This is a genomic window from Streptomyces tibetensis (assembly GCF_007655005.1).
GTDB lineage: Bacteria > Actinomycetota > Actinomycetes > Streptomycetales > Streptomycetaceae > Streptomyces > Streptomyces tibetensis.
Window position 1 is genome coordinate 66,065 of sequence record NZ_SZVW01000015.1, and the last position, 24,545, is coordinate 90,609.

At 70.5% G+C, this 24,545-nt stretch carries 16 protein-coding genes and 2 pseudogenes; 9 read left to right on the forward strand and 9 right to left on the reverse strand.

The window, feature by feature from the left end; all coding sequences use genetic code 11:
- Window positions 1-101 precede the first annotated feature (101 nt).
- Both FDO69_RS42910 and FDO69_RS25275 read right to left on the reverse strand, forming a co-directional pair.
- Window positions 102-244: pseudogene (locus tag FDO69_RS42910) on the reverse strand (NF041680 family putative transposase); the annotation flags it as partial.
- Window positions 245-508: 264 nt separating this feature from the next.
- On the reverse strand, window positions 509-1,192 hold the full coding sequence (locus FDO69_RS25275) for an NADPH-dependent F420 reductase (RefSeq protein ID WP_170320939.1): 684 nt from the start codon (window positions 1,190-1,192) through the stop codon (window positions 509-511).
- A 73-nt stretch (window positions 1,193-1,265) separates the two neighbouring features.
- Between FDO69_RS25275 and FDO69_RS25280 the strand changes: the two genes are divergently transcribed.
- The gene (locus FDO69_RS25280; protein WP_104782148.1) at window positions 1,266-1,646 is read left to right on the forward strand and encodes a winged helix-turn-helix transcriptional regulator; all 381 of its coding nucleotides are present in this window, start codon (window positions 1,266-1,268) and stop codon (window positions 1,644-1,646) included.
- Between the two features lie 115 nt (window positions 1,647-1,761).
- On the opposite strand, the pseudogene FDO69_RS25285 reads toward FDO69_RS25280, so the two are convergent.
- From FDO69_RS25285 to FDO69_RS25295, 3 genes and pseudogenes are all read right to left on the reverse strand, one after another.
- Window positions 1,762-2,085: pseudogene (locus FDO69_RS25285) on the reverse strand (substrate-binding domain-containing protein); the annotation flags it as partial.
- A gap of 119 nt (window positions 2,086-2,204) precedes the next feature.
- Window positions 2,205-3,929, reverse strand: coding sequence for an acyl-CoA dehydrogenase family protein (locus FDO69_RS25290; RefSeq protein ID WP_104782150.1), 1,725 nt, complete (start codon window positions 3,927-3,929; stop codon window positions 2,205-2,207).
- 94 nt (window positions 3,930-4,023) lie between these two features.
- Entirely contained in the window at window positions 4,024-4,596 is a 573-nt protein-coding gene (locus FDO69_RS25295; RefSeq protein WP_104782151.1) for a PadR family transcriptional regulator, read from the reverse strand.
- A gap of 445 nt (window positions 4,597-5,041) precedes the next feature.
- On the opposite strand from FDO69_RS25295, the gene FDO69_RS25300 reads away from it, so the two are divergent.
- Window positions 5,042-6,799: a lysyl oxidase family protein gene (locus FDO69_RS25300; RefSeq protein ID WP_104782152.1), complete on the forward strand. Its 1,758-nt coding sequence runs from the start codon at window positions 5,042-5,044 to the stop codon at window positions 6,797-6,799.
- Between the two features lie 132 nt (window positions 6,800-6,931).
- On the opposite strand, the gene FDO69_RS25305 is transcribed toward FDO69_RS25300, so the two are convergent.
- The 3 genes from FDO69_RS25305 to FDO69_RS25315 all read right to left on the reverse strand — a co-directional run bounded on the left by FDO69_RS25305 (window position 6,932) and on the right by FDO69_RS25315 (window position 12,078).
- Window positions 6,932-9,385, reverse strand: a complete 2,454-nt coding sequence (locus FDO69_RS25305; protein WP_104782318.1) for a SpoIIE family protein phosphatase — start codon at window positions 9,383-9,385, stop codon at window positions 6,932-6,934.
- A gap of 187 nt (window positions 9,386-9,572) precedes the next feature.
- Window positions 9,573-10,826, reverse strand: a complete 1,254-nt coding sequence (locus FDO69_RS25310; protein ID WP_234388090.1) for an SLC13 family permease — start codon at window positions 10,824-10,826, stop codon at window positions 9,573-9,575.
- Between the two features lie 103 nt (window positions 10,827-10,929).
- A complete protein-coding gene (locus FDO69_RS25315) occupies window positions 10,930-12,078 on the reverse strand; it encodes a PrpF domain-containing protein (RefSeq protein ID WP_104782154.1) in 1,149 nt (382 codons plus the stop codon).
- Between the two features lie 168 nt (window positions 12,079-12,246).
- Between FDO69_RS25315 and FDO69_RS25320 the strand changes: the two genes are divergently transcribed.
- The 4 genes from FDO69_RS25320 to FDO69_RS25335 all read left to right on the forward strand — a co-directional run bounded on the left by FDO69_RS25320 (window position 12,247) and on the right by FDO69_RS25335 (window position 16,085).
- Window positions 12,247-13,200 carry a LysR family transcriptional regulator gene (locus FDO69_RS25320; protein ID WP_104782155.1) on the forward strand — a complete coding sequence of 318 codons (954 nt, stop codon included), beginning with the start codon at window positions 12,247-12,249 and terminating at the stop codon, window positions 13,198-13,200.
- A gap of 289 nt (window positions 13,201-13,489) precedes the next feature.
- Window positions 13,490-14,725: a glucuronoarabinoxylan endo-1,4-beta-xylanase XynC gene (gene xynC, locus FDO69_RS25325; protein ID WP_234388091.1), complete on the forward strand. Its 1,236-nt coding sequence runs from the start codon at window positions 13,490-13,492 to the stop codon at window positions 14,723-14,725.
- A 338-nt stretch (window positions 14,726-15,063) separates the two neighbouring features.
- A complete protein-coding gene (locus tag FDO69_RS25330; RefSeq protein ID WP_104782157.1) occupies window positions 15,064-15,711 on the forward strand; it encodes a hypothetical protein in 648 nt (215 codons plus the stop codon).
- On the forward strand, window positions 15,708-16,085 hold the full coding sequence (locus tag FDO69_RS25335) for a peptidase inhibitor family I36 protein (RefSeq protein ID WP_104782158.1): 378 nt from the start codon (window positions 15,708-15,710) through the stop codon (window positions 16,083-16,085). Before FDO69_RS25330 ends, FDO69_RS25335 begins: the two co-directional genes overlap by 4 nt.
- 118 nt (window positions 16,086-16,203) lie before the next feature.
- On the opposite strand, the gene FDO69_RS25340 is transcribed toward FDO69_RS25335, so the two are convergent.
- Window positions 16,204-16,533: a helix-turn-helix transcriptional regulator gene (locus tag FDO69_RS25340; RefSeq protein ID WP_104782319.1), complete on the reverse strand. Its 330-nt coding sequence runs from the start codon at window positions 16,531-16,533 to the stop codon at window positions 16,204-16,206.
- A gap of 106 nt (window positions 16,534-16,639) precedes the next feature.
- Between FDO69_RS25340 and FDO69_RS25345 the strand changes: the two genes are divergently transcribed.
- The 3 genes from FDO69_RS25345 to FDO69_RS25355 all read left to right on the forward strand — a co-directional run bounded on the left by FDO69_RS25345 (window position 16,640) and on the right by FDO69_RS25355 (window position 24,525).
- The gene (locus FDO69_RS25345) at window positions 16,640-17,044 is read left to right on the forward strand and encodes an STAS domain-containing protein (RefSeq protein ID WP_104782159.1); all 405 of its coding nucleotides are present in this window, start codon (window positions 16,640-16,642) and stop codon (window positions 17,042-17,044) included.
- Window positions 17,045-17,312: 268 nt separating this feature from the next.
- Complete coding sequence (locus tag FDO69_RS25350; protein WP_104782160.1) at window positions 17,313-21,860, forward strand: HAMP domain-containing protein; 4,548 nt, start codon at window positions 17,313-17,315, stop codon at window positions 21,858-21,860.
- Window positions 21,861-21,957: 97 nt separating this feature from the next.
- Entirely contained in the window at window positions 21,958-24,525 is a 2,568-nt protein-coding gene (locus FDO69_RS25355; protein ID WP_420878539.1) for a SpoIIE family protein phosphatase, read from the forward strand.
- The last annotated feature ends 20 nt before the right edge of the window (window positions 24,526-24,545 follow it).

A 24,545-nucleotide genomic window follows, 5' to 3' on the forward strand; every position in this document is an offset into this window, starting at 1 on the left:
AACGTCCGGCAGCCCGAGAACAGGTCACTGGGCGAGAGCCAACGTGGGCGGTCGGGAGGGCACACATGGGCATAGATCCCGATTTGTTCAGTTATGTTCCCGTCATGGCATCGGGTTGGGGCGGTGTTCCTGCGGCCTCGCGGTCGTCCAGGGGTCGGGGCAGTGAAGGTTTCGGTGCTCCGGCCGGGTGGGCGGCCTTCCGGCAGATGTGCCGGAAGTCACGGCGGACGCGGGCAGGGGTGAGTCACGATCCGCAAGATCACCGCCCGCGGCGGACGCCGATCCGGCGCTTGTCTCCCACTACGGCACCACCGGCGAACTGTTCTGGGCCATTTTTGGATATGGACCGGGAGGCTACGACGGCGCCCCGCTGCGTGCCCCCGAGCTGCCGGCGACGCCTCTCAAACCGCGCGGAAGGGGTTCGCTGGACTGGGTAAATGGCCAGGCGATGGGAGCCGGGTGGGCGACGTGTCGCCGCGACTCGCCTCCCGCCCTCCCTGGGGAACCCCTAACGGAAGGCCCCCGTGCCGCCTTCCGCTTCTTGGTGGCTCGGTCCGGCCGCGTATGCCAGCGGAGGTGCGATTGCTTGCGCATCCGCTCCTTCGCCGACCCATAGGGCGATGAACAGCGCGGCGGTCGCTTCCAGGAGTCCCGCACGTTCGAGACCGCCGCCGGCCACGGGTTCGCAGCCCACGTCCCGCACCAACTCGCGTACACGCACCAGGGCCGTCTCGTCGTCCCCGCAGATGGGCACGGCCAGTGGGCGCCCGTCGAAGACGGGCGGCCGCATGCGCCACACGTCCTCGTGGCAGAGGTTGAAAGCCTTGACCACGCGGGCTCCCGGTGCCGCCGCGGCGAGTTGCTGCGCAGCTGAGGGTCTCCCTTCTGTCAGCAGCCGGAAGCCCGGCCCGACCGGGTTGGAGCAGTCGAGCAGCACCTTGCCCTCCAGGGCGACATGCAGGTCCCGTGCCACGTCTGCCCCCGCTCCGAAGGGCAGCGCGGCCAACACCACATGACCGGACTCGGCCGCCGCGCGCAGACCGGCAGGCTTCGCGCTGCCGCCGATGCGCGTCGCGAGCCGCTCCGCCTTGTGCGCGTCCCGCCCCCCGATGATCACCTCGTGCCCGGCCCGTACCCAGTGGGTGGCGAGCGCGTCGGCCATGTTGCCCGTGCCCAGTACGCCGATTCTCATCCCGTGGCCCCTCTCCGTGCCTGCTTCGGCTGTTCCCCCGACGCTAGAAGGTGGTTCGGGCACCATTTGGTAGGTGACGACCGACGCCTTCCTCGCCGACTGCCGCGCCCGCCTCGCCTTCGACCTGCTCTCCAACACCTGGAACGCCGTGGTGCTCTGGGCACTGCGCGACGGCCCGACGCGCCCGGTCGAACTACGGGAGCGGATCGGGGGCATCAGTTCCAAAGTCCTCACCGAGACTCTGCGCCGCCTGCAGTTCAACGGACTGGTCGACCGGCAGGCACACCCCGACGCACCGTCACGGGTCGAGTACCGACTCACCGCCCTGGGCCGGACTTTGCTCGGACCCATCGACGCCGTCGGCGCATGGGTCTTCGAGTACGGCGATGAGGTCATGGCAGCTCAGGAAGCAGCATGCACTCCCGGCCCGCAGTCCTCCCGTCCAACTTGCTAGACCTCACCCGCGAGGGGCAACGAGGGGGGGCAGGCCGAAGCAGGCGCTTCGGCACGTGGTGGTGGAGGAGGCGGCTTGCGCAGGCCGTTCGGGTTGCGCGGTTCCCGTCCGGCGGTCACCGCAGCGGTCGTACCGACTGCCGGATGACCGGTTGGGTGCTGAGCACCACGTGGTTGTCGGCCGCCAGGCGCTGCTCGCGCTCCAGCGCCAGTCTGACCGCGGTGCGGCCCAGGTCCTCGTAGGGCACCCGGACCGTGGTGAGCGCGGGAGAGAGGTCGGCCGCGAAGGGCACGTCGTCGAAGCCGACGAGCGAGACCTTTCCCGGGACGTCGAGACCGGCCTCGCGCAGGGACAACGCAAGCGGCGCCGCCGACGGCGCACGCTTGCGTTCAGTGGACGCCGAACTACGCCGCCCCGCAGCGCTGGAGAGCCGTGCGCGTGGGGTGAGTCAGCCCTCTGAGGCCACGGTCGGCGCGGTTGCCCGGGCCGTGGTGGGCGACCCATGCCGCGGCCGGTGGCCGGGCCGAGGCCCGGCCACCGGTGAGGGATACGGCGCGCCTACTGGGCCATCTCGTACGTGCCGGACAGCGCCTCGACCCGCTGCCAGACTCGCTTCGTGCGCGCCTCGTCGACGACCGGCCGCCGGACCGAGGCCAGTGCCCACTCCTGCTGCTGGTCGGTCGCCGAATCCTTGCCGTGCAGTTCGACGGCGTGCCCGGAGAAGTCCCGTACGAGGACGGCGAAAAGCTCGTCGAGTACGTCCTCGTCGAGTCCGGTCAGGCCGGCCTGCTCCAGGACGAGCTGCCCGTGCACGACGAGCGCGAAGAGCTGGCCGATCGAGAGGACGAGGTCGAGGTCCCGGCTCTGCTCCGCGTCGAGGGCGGCCGTGGCGACGAACTCGCTGAGCGCGTCGGCCTGTTCGCGCAGGCGAGTGACGTTGGGCAGGTGCGCGTACGCCTCGAAGGCCGGGCGCCAGTCGTGGAAGCGCACCGAGCCCAGGCCCCGGGCCGGGCCCTGCCGGAACAGGAAGTCGTCGTCGGCCGCGTCGAGGCGGGTCGGCACACTGGGGTAATCGGCCGGGTCGAGGAGATGGTTGCGCATGAACTTCAAGATCAACGCCAGGTTGACGTGGACCGTGCCCTCCAGCTTCGGCAGGCTGCGGATCTCCACGGCCGCCTGGCTGAAGTAGTTGTCCTTCTCGAAGCCCTTGGCGGCGATGACGTCCCACATCAGGTCGATGACCTTCTCGCCCTCGGTGGTCACCTTCATCTTCGTCATCGGGTTGAAGAGCAGGTAGCGGCGGTCGTCCGGGCCGGCGGAGCGGAAGTAGTCGACAGCGCGGTCGCTGAACAGCTTCATGCCGACGAGCCTGACGTATGCGTCGGTCAGCTCCCGCCGCACGTGCGGGAAGGCGGTGACGGGCCGGCCGTAGAGGACGCGATTGCTCGCGTGGGTGACGGCCTCGTACATCGCGTGCTCGCAGATGCCGATCGAGGCGGTGCACAGGTTGAACTTGCCTACGTTGATCGTGTTGAGGGCGGCGTCGAAGGCCGCACGTCCGGTGTGCAGGACGTCACCGGACGTTACGGGATAGTCCTCCAGGCGGAACTCGCTGACGAACTTGGACGAGTCGACGACGTTCTTGACCAGGTGGTAGGCCGGGTGACGGCTGTCGGCGGCGAAGAACACATAGCCGTCGGGGCCCTCGACGTCGGTACGGCGGCCGAAGACGGAGACGAGTCCGGCGGCGTTGCCGTTGCCGATGTAGTACTTGGAGCCGGTGGCGCGGAAGCCGCCGTCGCCGTCGGGCTCCAGCAGCATGTCGGTGGAGTAGATGTCGGCGCCGTGGGCCTTCTCGGACAAGCCGAACGCGAACACCTCCCCCTGCGAGAGGAGTTCCGCGGCGCGGGCGCGGGCGGCGGCGTTGTCGCTCTGCCAGACCGGGCCGAGGCCGAGGATGGTGACCTGCCAGGCGTACCAGTAGTCCAGGCCGTAGAAGCCGAGGATCTCGTTGAGCGCGGCGATACGGGCGGTGTCCCACCGCTTGTCGGGCTCCCCTTCCCCTGCGGTGGACGACGGCGTCAGGAAGGTGGCGAACAGGCTCTCCTTCGCGGCGAAGGCGAGGAAGTCACCGAGCCATGCGCGGGTCCGGTAGTCCTCGATCAGCTGCCGCTTCCCGCGCTCCTCGAACCAGTCGACGGTGGCACGCAGCAAACGGCGCGTCTCGGGGTCGAAGTGCGCGGGGTCGTAGGTGCGCGGGTTGAAGAGCAGTTGGTCAGCCATGGTGAGGACGCCTTTCGGCTGGTGGACGGATGGGGATCGAGAGGTATGGCGGCCGGAGAGACAGAGCGGTCGCGGCCAGTGCGGTGGAGTGCGGTCACCGGCCCGGGCCGAACCGGGCCAGCGTGGCGAGCACGTCGTCCAGCCAGCCGATCATCATCCGCTCGTAGGCGATGCCGCCGCGCAGGACGACGTGCTGAAGCTCCCGCTCCGCGTCCGGCGGCGCTCCTGGAGCGGTCGCGCCCGCTTCGGGTCCCGTGAAGTCCCGCTCCTCGCCTGCCAGATAGTGCTCCAGCCGGTCCCGGTGCGCCTGCCGGTGCCGCTCCACCTCGCGGATCAGGGCGGCCGGGTCGTCGAAGGCCGCGCCCCGGATCTTCACCGCCAGGTCGTGGCGGACACTCTCCGGCTCGATCGGATCGTGCAACCACGAGGACAGCGCGGCCCGGCCGAGGTCGGCGACGGAGTACTCCTTCTTGTCCGGCCGTCCCTGCTGCGGGACGTCCCGGGCCTCGACCCAGCCGTCGCTCTCCATGCGCTTCAGCACGCGATAGATCTGCTGGTGGGTCGCGGTCCAGAAGTAGCCGATGGACCGTTCGAAACGCCGGGCCAGCTCATAGCCGGACCCCGGCTTCTCCAGGAGCGACACCAGGATCGCGTGTTCGAGCGCCATGACGACGATCGTGCTATGCAACTCGTTGCATAGCAAGTCACGTAGATGTCGATGCGACGCGGCTCACGTACGTTCTTGCTCCCTGCCTCTCGAGAAGTCGTCCGCGTCGGTCCCGCCATCGGCAGCACGAACATCCCGTCCGGCACCAGGAGATGGTGGACGGTCCGCAGCGCGAGGGGGGATCTCGGCGCGCGGCAGCATGAGCAGGGAGAAGAAGGCGGCTCTCTGGGAGGAGTGCCCGCGCCGAGGGCCGGATCTCGTCACTACGGCGACATTTCGGCCAACACTCCACCCGCTTTCCATCCTCGGACAACCGCGTGACCGGTCCGTTCCTCTCACAGCGCGGGCGGAGCAAGACGCCTCTCATGTGACGGCCCCGGCCCGGACCTCGCGGACGCGCCGTGCCGCCTGCTTCCTTCTCACAGCACCGAAGGGCGAGGTAACCATGACCAGAAAGCGCACCGCTCGGCTGCGGCGTACGCTGCTCGCCGGCACCACGGCCGTCGCCGTGACGGCCGTCACGGCCGGCATCGTGGCCGCAGCGCAGGAACCTGCGAAGGCCGCGACGGGCCCCGAGCTGAGCCTGGTCGCCGCGACCGGTTCGGTGACGCTCACCTCCTGGAAGGAGGAGCCGGGTGTGTACCTGGACCTCGGCACCTACCTCATCTCCGAGGGGACGCCGCTGGAGCTCAAGGTGACCCGGAAGTCGTACAAGGACCCGGTGGCCGTCACCCAGACCGTGTACGAGGGCGGCAAGCCCAAGGCGAAGAAGCTGCCCACGGGCACCGTGAAGGACTTTTCCGGGCTGCCCGGCTTCTCGGAGATCACCCTCACCGACAAGGCCGGCAAGAAGGTCCTCACCCGCAGCGAGAGCTTCTGCCCGAACAACGCCAGCGGCCGGGTGCGGCCCGACGCGCCCTCCACCTCGAAGTATCCGGAGAGCTGCCCCACCAACCCCTTCACCCTCGGCTCCGTGTGGGGCGTCGAGAAGGGGTGGGCGTCCAACACTTACGCGGGCTCCTACGGCGAACCGGCCCAGCTGCCGGCCGGTACCTACACGGCCAAGGTCGGTGTCGCCAAGAAGTACCGCGACCTCTTCGGCATCGCCGACAAGCCGGCCACGGTCAAGGTGACCGTGGTGGAACGAAGCGAAGAGGACGAAGAGGGCTCCACCGGGGCGGCGCCCCGTTCCGCCAAGTCCGGCGAGCACGCCGGGCACGGTGCCGGTCACCAGGCACCGACCGCGCACACCGGTCACGGGCCGGGGCATGCCCCGAGCCGCGCCGAGGCGGCCGCGCCGGTGACGAGCGGTGCGGGCCCCTCGTACAACGTGGGCCACGGTCCGCTGAAGGCCGCGCCACCGGCCCTGCCGTGGGCGCTGAAGAAGAAGCAGCAGTCCGCACTGTCTCAGCAGGCCAGGGACGCCGGCGGCCAGACCGACGGCTCGCGTCAGGCGCCCGCCCTCAAGCCGCTGTCGAAGCGGCCCGCCGGCACGCCCTCCGTCCCGGACGTCCCCAAGCCGGACCTGCGCTCGCTGCCGGCCTACGGCATCACCATCAGCGACGGCGACAAGGACATCCCGGGCAAGGACTACCTCGCGTTCAGTGCCAACGTCTGGAACGCCGGCCCGGCGCAACTCGTGGTGGACGGGTTCCGCTCGCCCGGCAAGGCCAAGATGGACGCCTACCAGTACTTCTACGACGCCAAGGGCAAGCAGGTCGGCTACACCCCGACCGGCACCATGGAGTGGGACCCGCGTCCGGGGCACGTGCACTGGCACTTCACCGACTTCGCCAGTTACCGGCTGCTGAAGGCCGACAAGAAGGAGGCCGTGCGCAGCGGCAAGGAAGCGTTCTGCCTGGCCAACACCGACGCGATCGACTACACGGTGAAGAACGCCAACTGGCACCCGTACAACACGGACCTGGCCACCGCCTGCGGCGAGGAGAACTCGATCTCCGTCCGCGAGGTGCTGGACGTCGGATCCGGTGACACGTACACCCAGGACCTGCCTGGCCAGTCGTTCGACATCACCGGAGTGCCCAACGGCACGTACTACATCCAGGTGCTGGCCAACCCCGAGAAGCGGCTGAAGGAAACCGACCTCGACAACAACAGTGCCCTTCGGAAGATCGTGCTCGGCGGCGAGCCGGGCAAGCGGACGGTCACCGTGCCGGCGCACGACCTGGTGAACGCCAACTGACCCTGACGCGCGACGGGTAGAGCGTCCCCGCCCGAGATCAGGGCGGGGACACGGCCATCGGCGGCATTCTCCGAGCGGGAGTTCGTTTCGGGGACGAGTGGCTGGTCCGGGAGATCGCCCGCGGGCTGGATCTCAGTGCCGCTCAGGCTGGGGGAGCGTCTGCGCGCACCAGATCGTCTTGCCGTCGGCGGTGTGCCGGGTGCCCCACCCTTGGGTGAGCTGGGCGACGAGCAACAGACCGCGGCCGCCCTCGTCGAAGGCGCGGGCCCGGCGCAGGTGCGGGGCGGTGTTGCTGGCGTCGGAGACCTCGCAGATCAGGGAGGTGTCGCGAATCAGCCGCAGTCTGATGGGCGGCTCGCCGTATCTGATGGCGTTGGTGACCAGCTCGCTGACGACCAGTTCGGTGACGAACGCCGCCTCCTCCAGACCCCAGGCGTCCACTTGGTCGACGGCGAGCTTCCTGGCGCGCGGCACCTGCGCGGTGTCGGGCTCGACGTCCCAGTCGGCGACGTGGTGGGGATCCAGCGCGTGGGTGCGAACGAGCAGCAGGGCCGCGTCATCGGTGCGGCGTTGGGGAAGCATGGCGTCCATCACCGTGTCGCACAGGGCGTCCAGCGAGGTGGTCGAGTGATTCAGGGCTCGCTGCAGTTCGGCGGTCCGCTCGTCGACATCGCGCTCGCGGCTTTCCACCAGTCCGTCGGTGTAGAGGGCGAGCAGGCTGCCCTCCGGCAGTTCGAGCTCGGTGGTCTCGAACGGCAGCCCACCGATGCCGAGCGGCGGTCCCGGATGGACGGGTACCGGGGTCCGGGCGCCGTCCTGGGACATGACGAGCGGCGGGGGATGGCCGGCGCTCGCCAGCGTGAGGTGCCGGGAGACCGGGTCGTAGACGGTGTAGAGGCAGGTGGCCCCGGACTCGCCGGTCGGCTGGAAGTGGCCGGTGGGCCGGAGGTCGCTGGCGAGGTGGAGGACCAGGTCGTCCAGGTGGGTCAGCAGTTCGTCCGGTGGCAGGTCGACGTCGGCGAGGGTACGTACCGCCGTGCGCAGCCTGCCCATGCTGGCCGAGGCGTGCAGACCGTGACCGACGACGTCGCCGACCACCAGGGCGACCCGGGCGCCGGACAGCGGAATGACGTCGAACCAGTCACCGCCCACTTCCGTACCGGTCCCGCCGGGCAGGTAGCGGGAGGCCACTTCGACCGCCTCCTGCTTCGGCAGCCCTTGTGGCAGCAGGGTGCGTTGCAGGGTCAGCGCGGTGGTGCGCTCGCGCGAGTACCGGCGGGCGTTGTCGATGGCGACGGCGGCCTTGGCGGTCAGCTCCTCGGCGAGGATCAAGTCGTCGGCGGTGAAGGCTTCGGGCCGGTCGACGCGGGAGAAGGCGACAACGCCGAGCAGCACGCCGCGCGCCCGGAGCGGCACGGTGATCCGGCCGGTCAGCCCGTCCGCGGCGATGGACGCGTCGATCACCGGGTTGCCCGGTGGCCAGTGGGCCGGGTCGGCGGCGAGTCCGGGCCCGAAGGCCCACTCGCCGCCCTGGCCGGGCTCAACGGCGAGCTCGACCGTGGACCTTCCGGCGGCCATGCAGCGGGCGGCGACAGAGCCGGGCGCGTGCGTGACCGGTGTCGTGGCCCCCGAATCCTGGACGGCGTCCACCTTCGTGCTGTGCTCGGCGGCCCGGCTGAGCCTGATGGTCTCGCCGGGGGCGAACGCGGATCCTGAGGGCGGTTCCTCTCCGCGCAGCACCTCGTCGAAGAGGTCCACGCTGACGAGGTCGACGAATCCCGGCACCGGAGTCCTGGCCAGTTCCTGGGCGGTGCCGATCACGTCGAGTGTCCGGCCGATGCCGCCGCTGGCCTCGTTGAGGATGAGCAGGCGTTGCCGAGCCCAGTACTCGGCACTCATGTCGAATCCCCAGTTGGCGATCGCGCGGACCCTGCCCTCGGCATCCCGGACGGGCCAGATGCTGGTGGCCCAGGCGTTGGCGTAGTCGCTGCCGCGCGGGCGGAAGACGGTGATGAGACGCGTGGGCTCGCCCGTCCTCGCCACTTGGGCGAGCGCGTCGGTGTAGGGCTTGTCGTCCCTCTCGGGAAACAGCGTGCGGTCGAATTCGGGAAGCACCTCGCGGTACTTGCTGCCGAGTACCTGCTCCTCGGAGTGCGCGATCACCCGGCCCGAGGAGGCGTTGATCCACAGGAACCGCAGCTCAGGATCGTAGACCCCCAGCGCGAAGGGAGACTGCTCGAATGCCCGGTCGGCGACCACCGGACGGCGTCCCCAACGCTGGATGGCCACCACGTGGCCCAGCGCCCGCTCGTCGGGGCCGTGCAACGGCTGGGCCGTCACCACGGCGTCCACGGTGGAGCCGTCCCGGTGGCGCAGCAGGACGAACCCCGTCGGGTCGGGACCGGCGCCGTAGCCCTCGGGGAAGCCGGGTGGCGGGGGATCGACCAGCAGATCGGTCACGGGGCGCCCGACGGTGTCCTGCGCCGTCCAGCCCAGCAGCAGCCGGCCCCCCTCGCTCCAGCCGCTCACCATGCCGTCCGGGTCCACCACGACAACGGCAGTGGGGGCGTCCTGCTTGCCGGCCATCTCCACGTACCACGCCTCCGTCCGGATTGCCGTGCCCGTCGGGGCTGGTCTCCAGCGGTTGCTTTCCAGCCTAGATCGGCCCCCGTCGCACGGCGCTCCAGGGCCCGGTGCCCTTCCACGACGGCACCGACTGGTTCCTGCCGTTTCGGCGGCGCCTACCACCAGACCAAGGACGGACTGCCCGCGGCTACGACCAGGGCAGGACCAGCGCGCCCCAGGCGACGACGGGACCGAGGGCGACGATTCCGCCGGTGTAGCCGATGACCTGGCGGTAGAAGCGGCGGGGGTCGACCCCGCGGGCGTTGCTGAGGACGAGTGCGCCGTTGGTGGAGAAGGGCGAGGTGTCGACGATCGTCGTGGAGACGGCGAGAGCGGCGATCAGCCCGGCGGCGCTGAGGTGGCTGGACAGCAGCAGCGGTACGGCGATCGGGATGATCGCGGTGAGGATCGCGGTGGAGGAGGCGAAGGCGGACGTGATGGCCACGGTGAAGCACAGCAGCAGGGCGACGGCGACCGGTGCGCCCAGGCCGGCCGCGTGCTCGGAGATGTTCTCGATGATGCCGGCCTTCTCCAGCATGGCGATGTAGGTCATCATGCCCGCGACCAGCAGCAGGGTGGACCAGCTGACGCCGTCCACCGCCTTCTCCTGGCGCTTCATGTCCACCAGGGCCAGCAGGGCACCGGCCGCGAGGGCGAGGAAGCCGATCTCCAGATGGAAGCCGAGGGCGCCGATGACGAGAGCGGCCAGGCAGGCGAGGGTGAGCCACTGCCGCCAGTCGGGCCTGCCGGACACGGCGAGGTCCTGGTCCTCGGCGGCTTCCTCGGAGCCCTCGGCCAGCGGGACGGGGCGCTTGGCGAGCAGCACGTAGGTGAGTGCCGAGAGCACCAGGTTGATCAGGAAGCTGGCGCTGAACAGCGTCACCGCGGAGATGTGCAGTTCGGTCTTGTCGACCAGGCCGAGCACCAGCGCACCGGACACCGCGAGCGGGGAGAACGCGCCCGCGTGTCCGCCGCTGATCACCATCATGCCCACGACCAGCGGGTTGAGCTTGTAGCGGTAGGCGAAATTCATGCCGATCGGGGCGAGGATCGCGACCGCGGCAGGAGTGAACGTGCCGAACGCCGTCAGCAGCGCGGCCACCAGGAACAACACCCAGGGGATGAGCGCGACCCTGCCGCGCACCAGCCGCACCCCGGCCGCGACCAGCCGGTCGATGGTGCCGTTGCGGCGGGCGACGGAGAACAGGTAGGTGACTCCGACGATGGTCACGAAGAGCTCCGCCGGAAACCCCTCGAAGATCTCGTCCTCGGTGAGGCCGAGCGAGGCGGTGCCGACCGCGAAGGTGGAGACGAAGGCGAGGATGCCCAGGTTGATCGGCAGCACCGTGCCGACCACGAACATCACCAGCAGCGCGCCTATGGAGATCACTTCAGCAGACATCTTTGTCCTTGGTGCGAGGGGGGAGGGGCGCCCCGGGGGGCGCGAGGGTCTCCCGGTGCGGACGGCTGGGGGACCGGCCGACCGGGGTGATGTCCGTCCCGGTTCAGGCGGCTTGCGTGCGGCCCGTTGCCGGGGCGTGGATGCGGCCGGTTTCCGGGACGTAGATACGGGCGTCGGCGAGCAGCCGTGCCGCGCGTTGCACGGTGACCCGCCGCGGCAGGCCGTCCCGTAGGTCGGTGCAGCGGACCGCGACGATGCCGGCGGGTGTGCCCAGACGCAGCCATTCGTCGGTCGGGCCGCCCGCGGTCCGGCAGACCACGGAGTCCTCGACGAGCCCGGCCGCCGCGACGGCGACGGCGGAGGTCAGGCCGATCGCGGGGTGCGGGGTGTTCATGCTGAGCATGCGCACCGAGACGTCGTAGTCCGCGGCCGCGATCTGCTCCCCGAGGGTGGTGGTGTAGGGCACCGGCGGGCCCACCAGGCCCACCTTGGGCACCGCGTCGCCGGGCTCTTCGCCCGGCTCGAGCAGCAGCCCCATGAGCGGTGCGGCGGCATGACGGACGGTGCGCAGCCAGGGCACGTCCGCGCCCATCCGCTCCAGTGACTCGGCGCCGGTGCGTCCGGCGCCGAGGGCGTCGATGAGGACGACGGGTGCTCCGGCGTCCACCATGCTCACCCGTACCGGCTCGGCGGCAGCGACCGGCAGGTCCTGCGCGGCCTGCCCGGTGGGGAGCAGTGAACCGGTGGTGCCGCCGGCCGGATCGCGGAAGGTGAGGCCGACGGCGACCCCGCCGGCACGGGTGCCGGGTACGGTCTGGTGGCCGAAGTGGTGTACGACGCCACCGGTGGTGTCCACGACCCCTTCGAGGACCGCACCGGTGTTGGTGTTGCGCATCACCACACGAGTCCGGTCGCCGGTGATCGCCACCATGCCCTTCGCGACGACGTACAGCGCGACCCCCGTGGCACAGTTGCCGCAGTTGCTCGTCCACTCGACCGAGCCCGTGCCGATGCCCACCTGGGCGAAGAGATAGTCCACGTCCACGCCGGGCTGGGGGGCGGCGCCGACCACCGCCGCTTTCGAGGTGGTGGGGGTCGCCCCGCCCACACCGTCGAGTTCCACGGGGTCGGTGGCGCCGTACGCGGAGACCAGCAGCTTCTCCAGGTCGCCACGGCCGGCGGGGACGTCGACCTGGTTGAACAGCCAGCACTTGCTGGTGCCGCCACGCACCAGGGTCGCGGGAGTGTGCACGTCTGAGCTCTTCCTTGATCAACGAGGGGAGGGGATGGCCGAGGCGGCGGTGACGGGCGCATTGCGGCCGGCGAACCGCTCGGCGATTGCGGAGACCTTCGCAGAGGCGTGACTTCGGAACAATCGCAGTTCGCTTCAGGTGGGTTTAGCTCAGCTAAAGTCGTACGCATGCTGAACGTGCGCCGACTGCTGCTGCTCACCGAGGCCACCGAACGCGGGTCGCTCACCGCCGCGGCGGAAGCCCTGGGCATGACCACGTCCGCCGCCTCCCAGCAGATGTCCCTGCTGGAGCAGGAGGCCGGACAGCCCCTGATCGAGCGACTGCCACGCGGGATCCGCCCCACACCGGCGGGCGCCGCGCTGGCCGGGCGCGGTCGGGCGATCCGCCGTGAACTGCGCGCAGCGCAAGCCGACTTGGACTCCTTCACGGCCCTCGACCAGGGCACTTTGCGGCTGGGTTCCTTCCCCACGGCCAGCGCGTCCCTGCTGCCGCTCGCGCTCACCCGCTTCCGGCGTCGTCACACCGGCATCCGCATCGAGGTACGTGCCGGGGTCCTCGCCGAGCTCCGGGAAATGCTGCACACCGGCGAGGTGGAGCAGGGGCTGCTCTGGGACTACGAGTGGAACCGCCTCGACGATCCGGCGCTCTCCCTCACCCACCTCCTGGACGATCCCACGGTGCTGGTCGTCCCCGCCGACTCACCCCTTCGCAGCCATCCCTCCGTGCGCCTCGGCGACCTCGCCGACCAGGAGTGGATCATCCGCGCCGACAACCACCCCGTCGCCGACGTCCTGCGCCGAAGCTGCCGCCGGGCGGGCTTCGAGCCGCACATCGCCTACTCCTCGCACGACTACCAGGAGGCACAGGCCATGGTCGCCGCCGGGCTCGGCATCGCCCTCGCCCCCCGACTGGCCCTCACCAGCCGGCGCAGCGACGTACGCCTCCTGCCCTTCGCCTCCGACGTACCGGCCCCCACCCGCCGCATCCTGCTCGCCCGCGCCACGGCCCGACCCGCCACTCCACCCGCCCAGGCGATGGCCCGTGTCCTGCGCACGGTGGCGCAGCGGTTCACGGCCCCCGGCCTGGACCGGGCCCAACTCGGCGCGGTACGGCGCGGCTGAGGGCACGCGGCGGCTGAGCCCACGGAGCACGCGCAGCCGTCAGGCAGCTGGTTCCCCGAAGTCTTGACGATGAAAGGGCGCGCACCTACGGTCCCTACACCGCTCCCGATCGGTCGATCTCCCGAAACTTTCGTTGCGAAGGGAGCGCTCCCACGCCCCGTCCAGGCGAAGAGAGCAGACGCCGAGACAAGCGACGCCCCTCTGTGAAGGAGGAACCATGTCGTTACACCGCAATGGATCCAGCACCACCGGGCCGGAATCTCCAAGTCGTCGTGCCCTTCTGGCGACGATGGGCGCTCTGCCCGTCCTCGCGGCCGCGACACCCGCCGTCGGAGCACCTCGCACACCGTCCGTCGCGGCGGCGGTGACCGTCGACCCGTCGGCGACGCGGCAGACGATCCGGGGGTTCGGCGGCATGAACCACCCGCTCTGGATCGGTGATCTGACACCCGCTCAGCGGGACACGGCCTTCGGCAACGGCGAAGGGCAGCTCGGTTTCTCGGTGCTGAGAATCTTCGTCTCCGAGGACCGGGCCAACTGGAACCGCGAAGTCGCCACCGCCAAGCGTGCGATCGAACTCGGGGCGACCGTCTTCGCATCGCCCTGGAATCCCCCCGCGAACATGGTCGAGACGTTCGTCCACGGCCAGCAGACCAACGCGAAGCGGCTCCGGTCCACCATGTACGGCGCCTACGCGCAGCACCTGAACGACTTCGTCGGCTTCATGCGGAACAACGGAGTGAACCTGTATGCCATCTCCGTGCAGAACGAGCCCGACTACGCTCATGACTGGACGTGGTGGACTCCGGGCGAGATGACCAGGTTCCTGCGGGAGAACGCCGGCTCGATCAGTACCAAGGTCATCGCTCCTGAGTCCTTCCAGTATGTGAAGAGCTTCTCCGACCCGATCCTCAACGACTCCAGAGCACTCGCCAACGTGGACATCCTCGGGGCCCACCTCTACGGCACGCCGTTCCAGAACTTCCCCTACCCCCTCTTCAAGCAGAAGGGCGGGGGCAAGGAACTGTGGATGACGGAGGTCTACTACCCCAACAGCAGCGACTCGGCCGATCTCTGGCCCCAGGCACTCGGCGTCGCGGAGCACGTCCACCGCGCGATGGTGGACGCCGAGTTCCAGGCCTACGTGTGGTGGTACATCCGGCGCGGCTACGGGCCCATGCGGGAGGACGGCCGGATCAGCAAACGCGGTGCCGGCATGGCGCACTTCTCCAAGTTCGTCCGCCCAGGGCATGTGCGCATCGCAGTGACGCCGAATCCCGCGCCGAACGTCTACCTCTCGGCGTACAAGGGGAGCGGCTCCCGCTTGGTCATCGTCGCCGTCAACAAGGGAACCGCACACGTGAGCCAGCAGTTCGTCCTGCAGAACAACACCTCGTCCGGCGTGTCGTCCTGGCTGACGGACGCAAGCAGGGATCTCGCGTCCCAGAGCAGGATCACCGTGTCGAACGCCTCCTTCACCGGTCAGCTTCCCGCTCAGAGCGTGACGACCTTCGTCACCGGGTGAGGATTCCCCGTCTTTCCCGCATCCCGAGGTGAGGGACGCGAGGGAGCCGGGAGCGACCGCGCGCACGACCCGGCCGCCGCCCGGCGCGCCGGGCCGGTGCCACGGGCCCGCGGCGCATCGGCGAGGACACCACCGTGTCACCGCCCTCGAAGGCGACGAGGGCGGGCACATGGCCCCACCGCTTCTCATGGCCCCCTCCACGCGCCCCTCGGGGCCGTTGCGACGCGCGCACGCCCCCCTCACCGGCGGGCGAGCGGTGCTCCGCACGCCGAGCGCCTTCCGATCCGGTTCAAGTGCCGTGTCCTGTCCGGTTCTTGATCGTTCCAAGTGACGTGGAGATGAGCGCTGCTCGGGCCCGGGGTGCGGGCAGGACGGTTGCGGCCGCCGTACTCACGGTGCTGCTGGCCGGGGGCTGCGCCGGGCCGCAGCAACCGGCGCTGCCGGCGTCGGCGCAAGCGCGCAGCGACCTGATCAAGGCCGCGCAGCAGGTCCTGGTGGACCGCTGTATGACCGCCCGCGGCACCGCGGATCCGGCCGCCTCGCAGGAGGACGCGCTCTTCGGGACGGACCCGGCCGAACTGGAGGTCACCCTCGCCACCGGTCACACCGTCCGCACGCACACGGACGGCTGCCTGGCGCAGGCGCACCGCTATCTCTACGGCGACCAAGCCCGCTGGTTCCGCGCCGAGGTCACCGTCAACAACCTGCGCCCGGAGGCGCAGGCCCGCCTCAAGCAGGACCCCCGGTACCGGGCAGCGCTCGCGCGCCGAGCCGCCTGCTCCGAGGGAGACACCCGTTGTGCGCGAGAGAGCGGGCTGGACGACCTGCGGGCCCGGCTGGAGCCGGCCCGGCTCGACGCCGCCCGCGCCGCGCACCGCGAGGACATCGCCACGTACGAGCGGTTGCGCGACCGCGCACTGCACCGCGCGGCCCGGCTGCTGGCCGGCCGCCCCACCCCCCACCAGAAAGGTCCCGCCCCGTCATGACGAAAAGCAGGCTGTTCACCGCCGTCGCAGCGGCGTTCCTCCTCCTCGTCGGTGCTCTCACCACGGCCGGCACGGCAGGCGCCGCCGATTGCCCGCGCGGTGAGTTCTGCGTCTGGCAGAACGCCGACTTCGCCGGCCAGCGTGCCAACTGGTCCGGCGACGACCGCTGGTGGGAGAGCTGGATCGCGGACACGGACTCCTCCTGGGCCAACCACGGGATCTCCGGGCCCGGTATCAAGGACCATGTCAGGGTCTACTCCAGCGCCAGCCTGGGCGGCCACATGACGATCTGTCTCACCCCCGGCCAGGAGGTCGGCTACAACGGCGCGGCCAACGACAAGGGCGACTCCCACACCTGGGCCATGAGCTGCTGACACGAGGCACAACCGGAGCCCCTGCCCGACGCACGTCACGCAGGGGCTCCGCGCTTCGCCCGGGACCTGGACGCGTGAGCCGTGATCGAGCGAGATCTCGCAGCCCCCGCCCGGTCGGCTATCGGGCGACGGGCTTCCTCACGCGGGCGGACTCGTCATGCAGGAGCAGGGAGAGCAGGGAAGCCACGGACAGGCCGGCTTCGGCCGGGTGGCGCAGCACCTTGTCCGGCTCGATGCGGTAGGTGTTCGTGCGTCCGTCGCGGGTGTGGGAGAGATAACCGTCCTGCTCCAGATCGGCGATGATCCGCGAGACGGCACGTTCCGTGAGACGGCAGCGGGCAGCGATGTCACGGATGCGGACGTTCGGGTTGTCGGCGATGACCGCCAGTACGCGCGCGTGGCTCGTGATGAACGTCCATCCGCTGTGGGACTCGGGCACTCCGACCATGCCGAGCATTTTAGAGGAACGCGTTGCCGGAACGTAGATACGTGACATACTTTTCATGCAACATATGACGTGCTCCCCTCGGGGGACCCACTGAAGGAGCCCGACCATGCCCTGGGACGAGGCCGGCGTGCCGGCGCTCACGCGCGACACCGGCGCCGGGACGCAGCCGGAACAGCAGGCCGCGCCCGCCTCGGAAGGGGCCGCGGTGCTGCAGTACGAATGGCGCGGGGCCGGGGTCGTCATCGCCCGCGGCTCCTACGACGTGGACTCGATCACGCCATTGGCGGACGCGCTGGCGGTCGCGGCCAGGAAGTATCCGAAGGTGATCCTGGACGCCTCAGGCATCACCTTCGCCGACTCGACCTTGCTGAATCTGCTGATCCTCACCCACCAGGCGGGCACCCTGCGGGTCGTGTCGCCGTCGGCGCAGCTGCAGCGGCTCTGCGAGATCACCGGAGTCGACACCATCCTGGAGACCCGGGAGTCCGTCGACGACGCCGCCGTCTGCTGACCGGGTCCGCCAAGCTCTCGTGCCACTTCCGCCGGTCCACCTGCCGGCGCCGCCGCCGGTTCGCGGCGCGGTGACGCAGTTCGGCCGAGGATGGTGGCTCCTGCTTTGTTCGGGGCTTGAAACGTGGGTTAACCTGCGGCGTATTTCCACATCGCATACACATCTGTGACCGTGGAACACGCTTGCACGACAACCGGGCCGCACATCGGTCCGGGGGGTTCCGAGTCCTCGGGTTCGAGGGCTCTTGGGGAGCGGAACGAGGGTGCGCATGACCAGCGACAGCACTGGGGTCGTCGATGCGGTGCCGGGTGACCAGGAGCTGCGTCGGCTGCTGGCCGGCCTGACAGCCGTCCGCGACGGAGACTTCGGTACGCGGCTGCCGGACGACGCGGACGGCCTCATGGGCGACATCGCCACGGTCTTCAACGGCATGGTCGACCAGCTGTCCGTGTTCACCTCCGAAGTCACCCGGGTGGCCCGTGAGGTCGGCACCGAGGGCACGCTCGGCGGGCAGGCGGAGGTGCCGGGGGTCTCGGGCACCTGGGCCGACCTGACCGACTCGGTGAACGCGATGGCCGGCAACCTGACCACCCAGGTCCGCGACATCGCCCAGGTGGCCACGGCGGTTGCCAAGGGCGACCTCTCGCAGAAGATCGACGTACCCGCCCGGGGCGAGATCCTTCAGCTGAAGGAGACCGTCAACACGATGGTCGACCAACTGTCCGCGTTCGCCGACGAGGTCACGCGCGTGGCCCGCGAGGTCGGCAGCGAGGGACGGCTCGGCGGCCAGGCGCAGGTGCCCGGCGTGGCGGGCGTCTGGCGTGACCTCACCGACTCCGTGAACCACATGGCGGGCAACCTCACCAGTCAGGTCCGCTCCATCGCCCAGGTGACCACGGCGGTCGCCGAGGGAGACCTCTCGCAGAAGATCACCGTGGACGCGCGCGGGGAGATCCTGGAGCTGAAGAGCACCATCAACACGATGGTGGATCAGTTGTCCGCGTTCGCCGACGAGGTCACGCGCGTCGCCCGCGAGGTGGGCACCGAAGGGCGCCTCGGCGGCCAGGCGGACGTCAAGGGCGTCAAGGGCACCTGGCGCGACCTCACCGACTCCGTGAACTTCATGGCCGGCAACCTCACCGGCCAGGTCCGCAACATCGCGCTGGTGGCCACGGCGGTCGCCAAGGGCGACCTGTCGCAGAAGATCACCGTGGACGCGCGGGGCGAGATCCTGGAGCTGAAGAGCACCATCAACACGATGGTGGATCAGTTGTCGGCGTTCGCCGACGAGGTCACGCGTGTCGCCCGCGAGGTGGGCACCGAGGGGCGCCTCGGCGGACAGGCCCAGGTGCGCGGGGTGTCGGGCACCTGGAAGGACCTCACCGACAACGTCAACGTGATGGCCTCCAACCTCACCGGCCAGGTCCGCTCCATCGCCCAGGTCGCCACCGCCGTGGCGCGCGGCGACCTGTCGCAGCGGATCACCGTGGAGGCGGCAGGCGAGGTGGCCGCGCTGGCCGAGGTCATCAACACGATGGTCGACACGCTGTCGGCGTTCGCCGATGAGGTCACGCGTGTCGCCCGCGAGGTCGGCACCGAGGGACGCCTCGGGGGCCAGGCGCACGTGCCGAACGTCGCCGGCACCTGGAAGGACCTCACCGACAACGTCAACGTGATGGCCTCCAACCTCACCGGCCAGGTCCGCTCCATCGCCCAGGTCGCCACCGCCGTGGCGCGCGGCGACCTGTCGCAGCGGATCACCGTGGAGGCGGCAGGCGAGGTGGCCGCGCTGGCCGAGGTCATCAACACGATGGTCGACACGCTGTCGGCGTTCGCCGATGAGGTCACGCGTGTCGCCCGCGAGGTCGGCACCGAGGGACGCCTCGGGGGCCAGGCGCACGTGCCGAACGTCGCCGGCACCTGGAAGGACCTCACCGACAACGTCAACTCGATGGCCAACAACCTCACCGGCCAGGTGCGCAACATCGCGCTCGTGACGACCGCGGTGGCCAAGGGCGACCTGTCGAAGAAGATCGACGTGGACGCCCGCGGGGAGATCCTCGAACTCAAGACGACGATCAACACGATGGTCGACCAGCTGTCCGCGTTCGCCGACGAGGTCACGCGAGTCGCCCGTGAGGTCGGCACCGAAGGACGGCTCGGCGGACAGGCCGAGGTCGAGGGCGTCTCCGGCACCTGGAAGCGCCTGACGGAGAACGTCAACGAACTGGCGGGCAACCTGACCCGGCAGGTCCGCGCGATCGCCGAGGTCGCGAGCGCCGTGGCCGAGGGTGACCTGACGCGATCCATCACCGTGGAGGCGTCCGGCGAGGTCGCCGAGCTCAAGGACAACATCAACTCGATGGTGGAGTCCCTGCGCGAGACCACCCGGGCCAACCAGGAGCAGGACTGGCTCAAGACGAACCTCGCCCGCATCTCGGGGCTGATGCAGGGTCACCGCGACCTCCCCGTGGTCGCCGAGCTGATCATGGACGAGCTGGTCCCGCTGGTGTCGGCCCAGTACGGAGCCTTCTACCTCGCCGAGGACGGCGACGACGGGCCCGAACTGCGGCTCGTGGGCTCCTACGGCTACCCGGAGGAGAGCACCAGGCCCGCCCGCATCGCCTTCGGCCGCACCCTGGTCGGCCAGGCCGCGCGCAGCCGGCGCACCATCATGGTCGAGGAGCTGCCGGACGGCTACGTCACCATCTCCTCGGGCCTCGGCCAGGTGGTGCCGTCCGCGCTGGTGCTGCTGCCCATCGTGGTGGAGGGCCAGGTCCTCGGCGTCATCGAGCTGGCGTCGGTCACACCCTTCACCCAGATCCACCGTGACTTCCTCGCACAGCTGATGGAGACCATCGGCGTCAACGTCAACACCATCGTGGCCAACGCCCGCACCGACGAGCTGCTCGTCGAGTCGCAGCGCCTCACCGTCGAACTCCAGGCGCGGTCCACCGAGTTGCAGGTGCAGCAGGAGGAACTGCAGCGCTCCAACGCGGAACTGGAGGAGAAGGCCTCGCTGCTGGTGGCGCAGAACCGGGACATCGAGGCGAAGAACCTGCAGATCGAGCAGGCGCGTCAGGAGCTGGAGACCCGTGCCCAGCAGCTGTCGCTGGCCTCGAAGTACAAGTCGGAGTTCCTGGCCAACATGAGCCACGAACTGCGCACCCCGCTCAACAGCCTGCTCATCCTCGCCCAGTTGCTCGCGCAGAACCCGTCCCGCAACCTCACGCCCAAGCAGGTCGAGTACGCGCAGATCATCCACTCCGCCGGGTCGGACCTGCTGCAGCTGATCAACGACATCCTCGACCTGTCGAAGGTCGAGGCCGGAAAGATGGACGTCACGCCCGAGCGGGTGACGCTGCGGCAGCTCATCGAGTACGTCGAGGCCACCTTCCGGCCCATGACGACGCAGAAGAGCCTGGACTTCACAGTGACGACCGCGCCCGGCGCACCCGCCGACGTGCTCACCGACGACTCCCGGCTGCGCCAGGTGCTGCGCAACCTCCTGTCGAACGCCGTGAAGTTCACCGAGCAGGGCGGCGTGGAACTGAGCATCGAGCCCGCCTCGGACGACGAGGTGCCCGAGGGCGTGGTGCGCGGCGCCGCCGTGGTGGCCTTCCGCGTCAAGGACACCGGCATCGGCATCCCGGAGCAGCACCTGGAGACGATCTTCGGCGCCTTCCAGCAGGCGGACGGCACGACCAGCCGGAAGTACGGCGGCACCGGCCTGGGCCTGTCCATCACACGGGAGATCGCCCAACTGCTCGGCGGCGCCGTCTCGGTGCACAGCACGCCCGGTCAGGGCAGTACGTTCACGCTGTTCCTGCCCGTGGCCCGCTCCGACTTCGAGGAACTGCTCAGCCACGGCAGAACCCTGGAGCGGGTCCTGGCGGAACCCGTGCCGGAGGGACTGGCCGGCTCGGTGCCGGTGCCCCAGATCGGGCCCGGCCCCCGGCCCCGGCGTCTGCTCGTCGTGGAGGAGCGCTCGCGCGGTCTGCTGACCCTCGTCGCGGAGAGCGTGGTCGCCGACCTGACGCACGGCCGCGCCGACGGTGCCCAGCGTCCCGCGGTCGACATCATCACCGCCGTCGGGGCGCAGGAGGCGGCCGGCGCCCTCGCTTCCGAGCCGTGCCACTGCGTCGTCCTGGAACTGGGCATGCCCGACGACGAGGCGTCCCGCTTCCTCCAGGCCCTGGAGGGCGACTCGGCGCTGACGAGCGTGCCGGTGCTGGTGCACAGCAGTCACCCCGGGGACGTGTCCCTGGACGAGACGCTGCGCTCCCGCTCCGCGGGCGGCGCACTGGAATTGCTGTCCAGCCTCGACGAACTGCGCGAGCGCATCGCCCTGCACCTGTCCGCGGAGGAACCCGGGGACGTGCTCTCCCTCGTCAGGACCGAAGGGCCACAGCATCTGACGCCGCCCTCCGTCGACGACGAGACGGCGGGCCGTACCGTCCTCGTCGTCGACGACGACGCGCGGAACCTCTTCGCGCTGAGCGGGATCCTGGAGATGCACGGCTTCCGCGTCCTGCACGCGGAGAACGGGCGCAGAGGCATCGAGACGCTGGTGAACAACCCGGACGTCGCCATCGTGCTGATGGACGTGATGATGCCCGAGATGGACGGCTACACCGCGACGGCCGAGATCCGCCGGATGCCGCAGTACGCCGAACTGCCCATCATCGCCGTCACGGCGAAGGCGATGCCGGGTGACAGGGACAAGAGCCTCGCCTCGGGGGCCAGCGACTACGTCACCAAGCCCGTCGACACGCGCGACCTCATGGCCTGCGTCCGCCGCTGGCTGCCCGCATGAGCACACCGGCACCCGGCCCCCGCACCGGCGGGCCGGGCACCCCGCAGCGCCTGTCGTTCCGCGCCCCAGGGCACTCCAGCCGAGGAGCTTCCACACCGTGAGCATGTCCGAGCAGCCACGCGAGCCGGGTCGGGGTGATGAGCCGAAGCGCGGCTCGGCCGCAGATCCGGGGTCTTCGCTGCCGTCGGTGACCTCCGACGCGTCGTCCCCGGCCGGGGACGGGGAGTCCAAGTCCTCCGGCGAACAGGCGGTGGCCCCCGACGGGCCGTCGCGCGACGTCGACGGCCCGTCGGAGTCCCGCGACGAACCGCCCGCCGACCTCGAGGACCTCTCACCCGCCTCCCCGGTGGGCCGGCTCGCCGCCACCGTGGAACGGCTCAGCCGGGAGGTGCGGGCCGCCCAGGCCGAGGCCGAAGGGCGTGCCCTGATCGAGCTCGCCAAGGGCGTCCTGGTCGAGCGGCTGCAGTGCGGCCCGGCCCAGGCCGCCCGCCAGCTCACCCAGTTGGCCGAGCAGGCCCAGGTCACCCCCCTGGAACTCGCCGTCGACGTCATCAACCAGGCGGCCCGGGACCGGATGTCCGAGGTGACGGACGCCTTCCTCGCCGCTACCCGGGCCGCGGACGAGGCGGAGACCGAGTCGGCCGCCGTGCGCCTGCGCGCGGCCGAGAGCGGGGTACTGGCGGCGGACGACGCCCAGGCCGTGGCGGACGCCCTGCTGGAGCAGGCGCTGCGCCCGCTCGGTGCGGTGGCCGTGGCCATCTGGGCCGCGGGCGCCGACGGCTCGCTCACCCTGGCGGGCAGCGCCGGTTTCTCACCGGCCGAGGCGGAGCGCTGGCGTTACGTCCCGCCGGACGTGGTGACCGTGGCGCGACGGGGACTCATCGAGCGCGAGGGGCAGTGGATCACCACCCTCGGCACGACCGGACTGCCCACCATCGGCCTGCACCACCATCCGGACGGCGGCCGGGCCGCCCTGCCCGCCGGCACCGGAGGCCGCATCCACGGTGTGCTGGAGATCGCCTGGCCGACCCCACTGGCGCCGCAGCCCCCGCAGATCGTCCGGCAGACGGAGGCGCTGGCCGAACTGTGCGCCCACACCCTGGAGATGTACACGCCGCCACAGGGAGCGGCCCAGGAGCCGCGCGTGCTGCCGGACGCCGCCGAGCTGATGGATCTGGCGGACGGGCTGTACGACCCCGCCCTCGTGCTGGTGCCGCATCTGGACGGCGACGGGCACCTGGTGGACTTCCGCATCCAGCACGTGAACAGCCGGTTCCTCGACCCGGCGGGGCGGCCGCGGGCGGTCGTGAACGGCGCGCTGCTCCTCGAGGCCTACCCGATGGCCGCCGGGGACAGCGAGTTGTTCCAGCGCGTCGAGCGGGTCTACGCCACCGGGGAGCCCTTCCGGGCCCGCCGGATGAACCTCACCGCCCTCGTGGACCAGGTGCCCCTCTCGGCGGTCGCGGACATCAGCATCAGCCGCCACGGCATGTGCGTCCTCCTCATCTGGCGCATCGAGGACGAGATGGCCCGACTGGCGAGCCTGCTTCAGCACGCCCAACGGCTGGGCCGCATCGGCGGGTTCGAGGAGAACGTCCTCACCGGCGAGATCACGTGGAACGGGCAGCTCTTCGACCTGTACGGGCGTCCGCAGACGAGCACCCCGGTGCCTCTGGAAGAACTGCCGGCCCATGCGCACCCGGACGACGGCGTCTCCATCCGCCGTTTCCTGCGCACGCTGCTGCACCACCAGCGTCCGGCGGCCGCCGCCTTCCGGCTGCAGCGGCCGGACGGGGTGACGCGGCACATCCGGATCGTCGCCGAACCGGTCCTCGACACGGACGACCGGCTGCTCCTGGTGCGCGGCGCCTGCCAGGACATCTCGGCCCAGCACTGGACCGAGGTGGCGCTCGCCGCCACCCGCGACCAGCTGGCGCACACCGAGCAGCAGGCGACCGAACGCAACCGGCTGACCCTGCAGTTGCAGCACGCCATCATGCCCCCCACCCAGGCACCGTTGCAGGTGTCGGGTTTGCAGGTGGCCGTGCGCTACCGGCCGGCGGAGACCGAGCAGCTGGTCGGCGGCGACTGGTACGACGCCGTCGTGCTGCCGTCCCGGAAGGTGCTGCTGTGCGTCGGGGACGTGGCCGGGCACGGCATCGAGGCCGCCACCAGCATGGTCGTCCTGCGCAACGCGCTGCGCGGCCTGGCGGTGACCGGTGCCGGCCCGGGGCAGTTGCTGTCGTGGCTCAACATCGTGGCGCACCACCTGACGGGTGCCGTCACCGCGACGGCGGTGTGCGGCCTGTACGACCCGGTCACGCGGACGCTGCGCTGGGCCCGGGCCGGACACCTCCCGCCCGTCCTCGTCCGGGACGCCGAAGCGGCCCCGCTGCCCCTGGTCAAGGGACTGCTGCTGGGGGCCGTCCCGGAGGCCGTGTACGAGGAGACGGAGCTGCGACTGGCCCCCGGGGACACCCTGTTGATGTACACGGACGGCCTGGTCGAACGCCGGGACCGGCCCGTGGAGGAGTCCCTGACCCACCTCCTGACCACGGCCCGTACGGCGCCCAGCACCCTCGACCAGCAGCTGGACCGCCTGTTGACCTACAGCAAGTCGGACACCGACGACGACACGTGCATCGTGGGCATCCGGGTCGGGTGAGGGGCGAACACGAGGAGGTA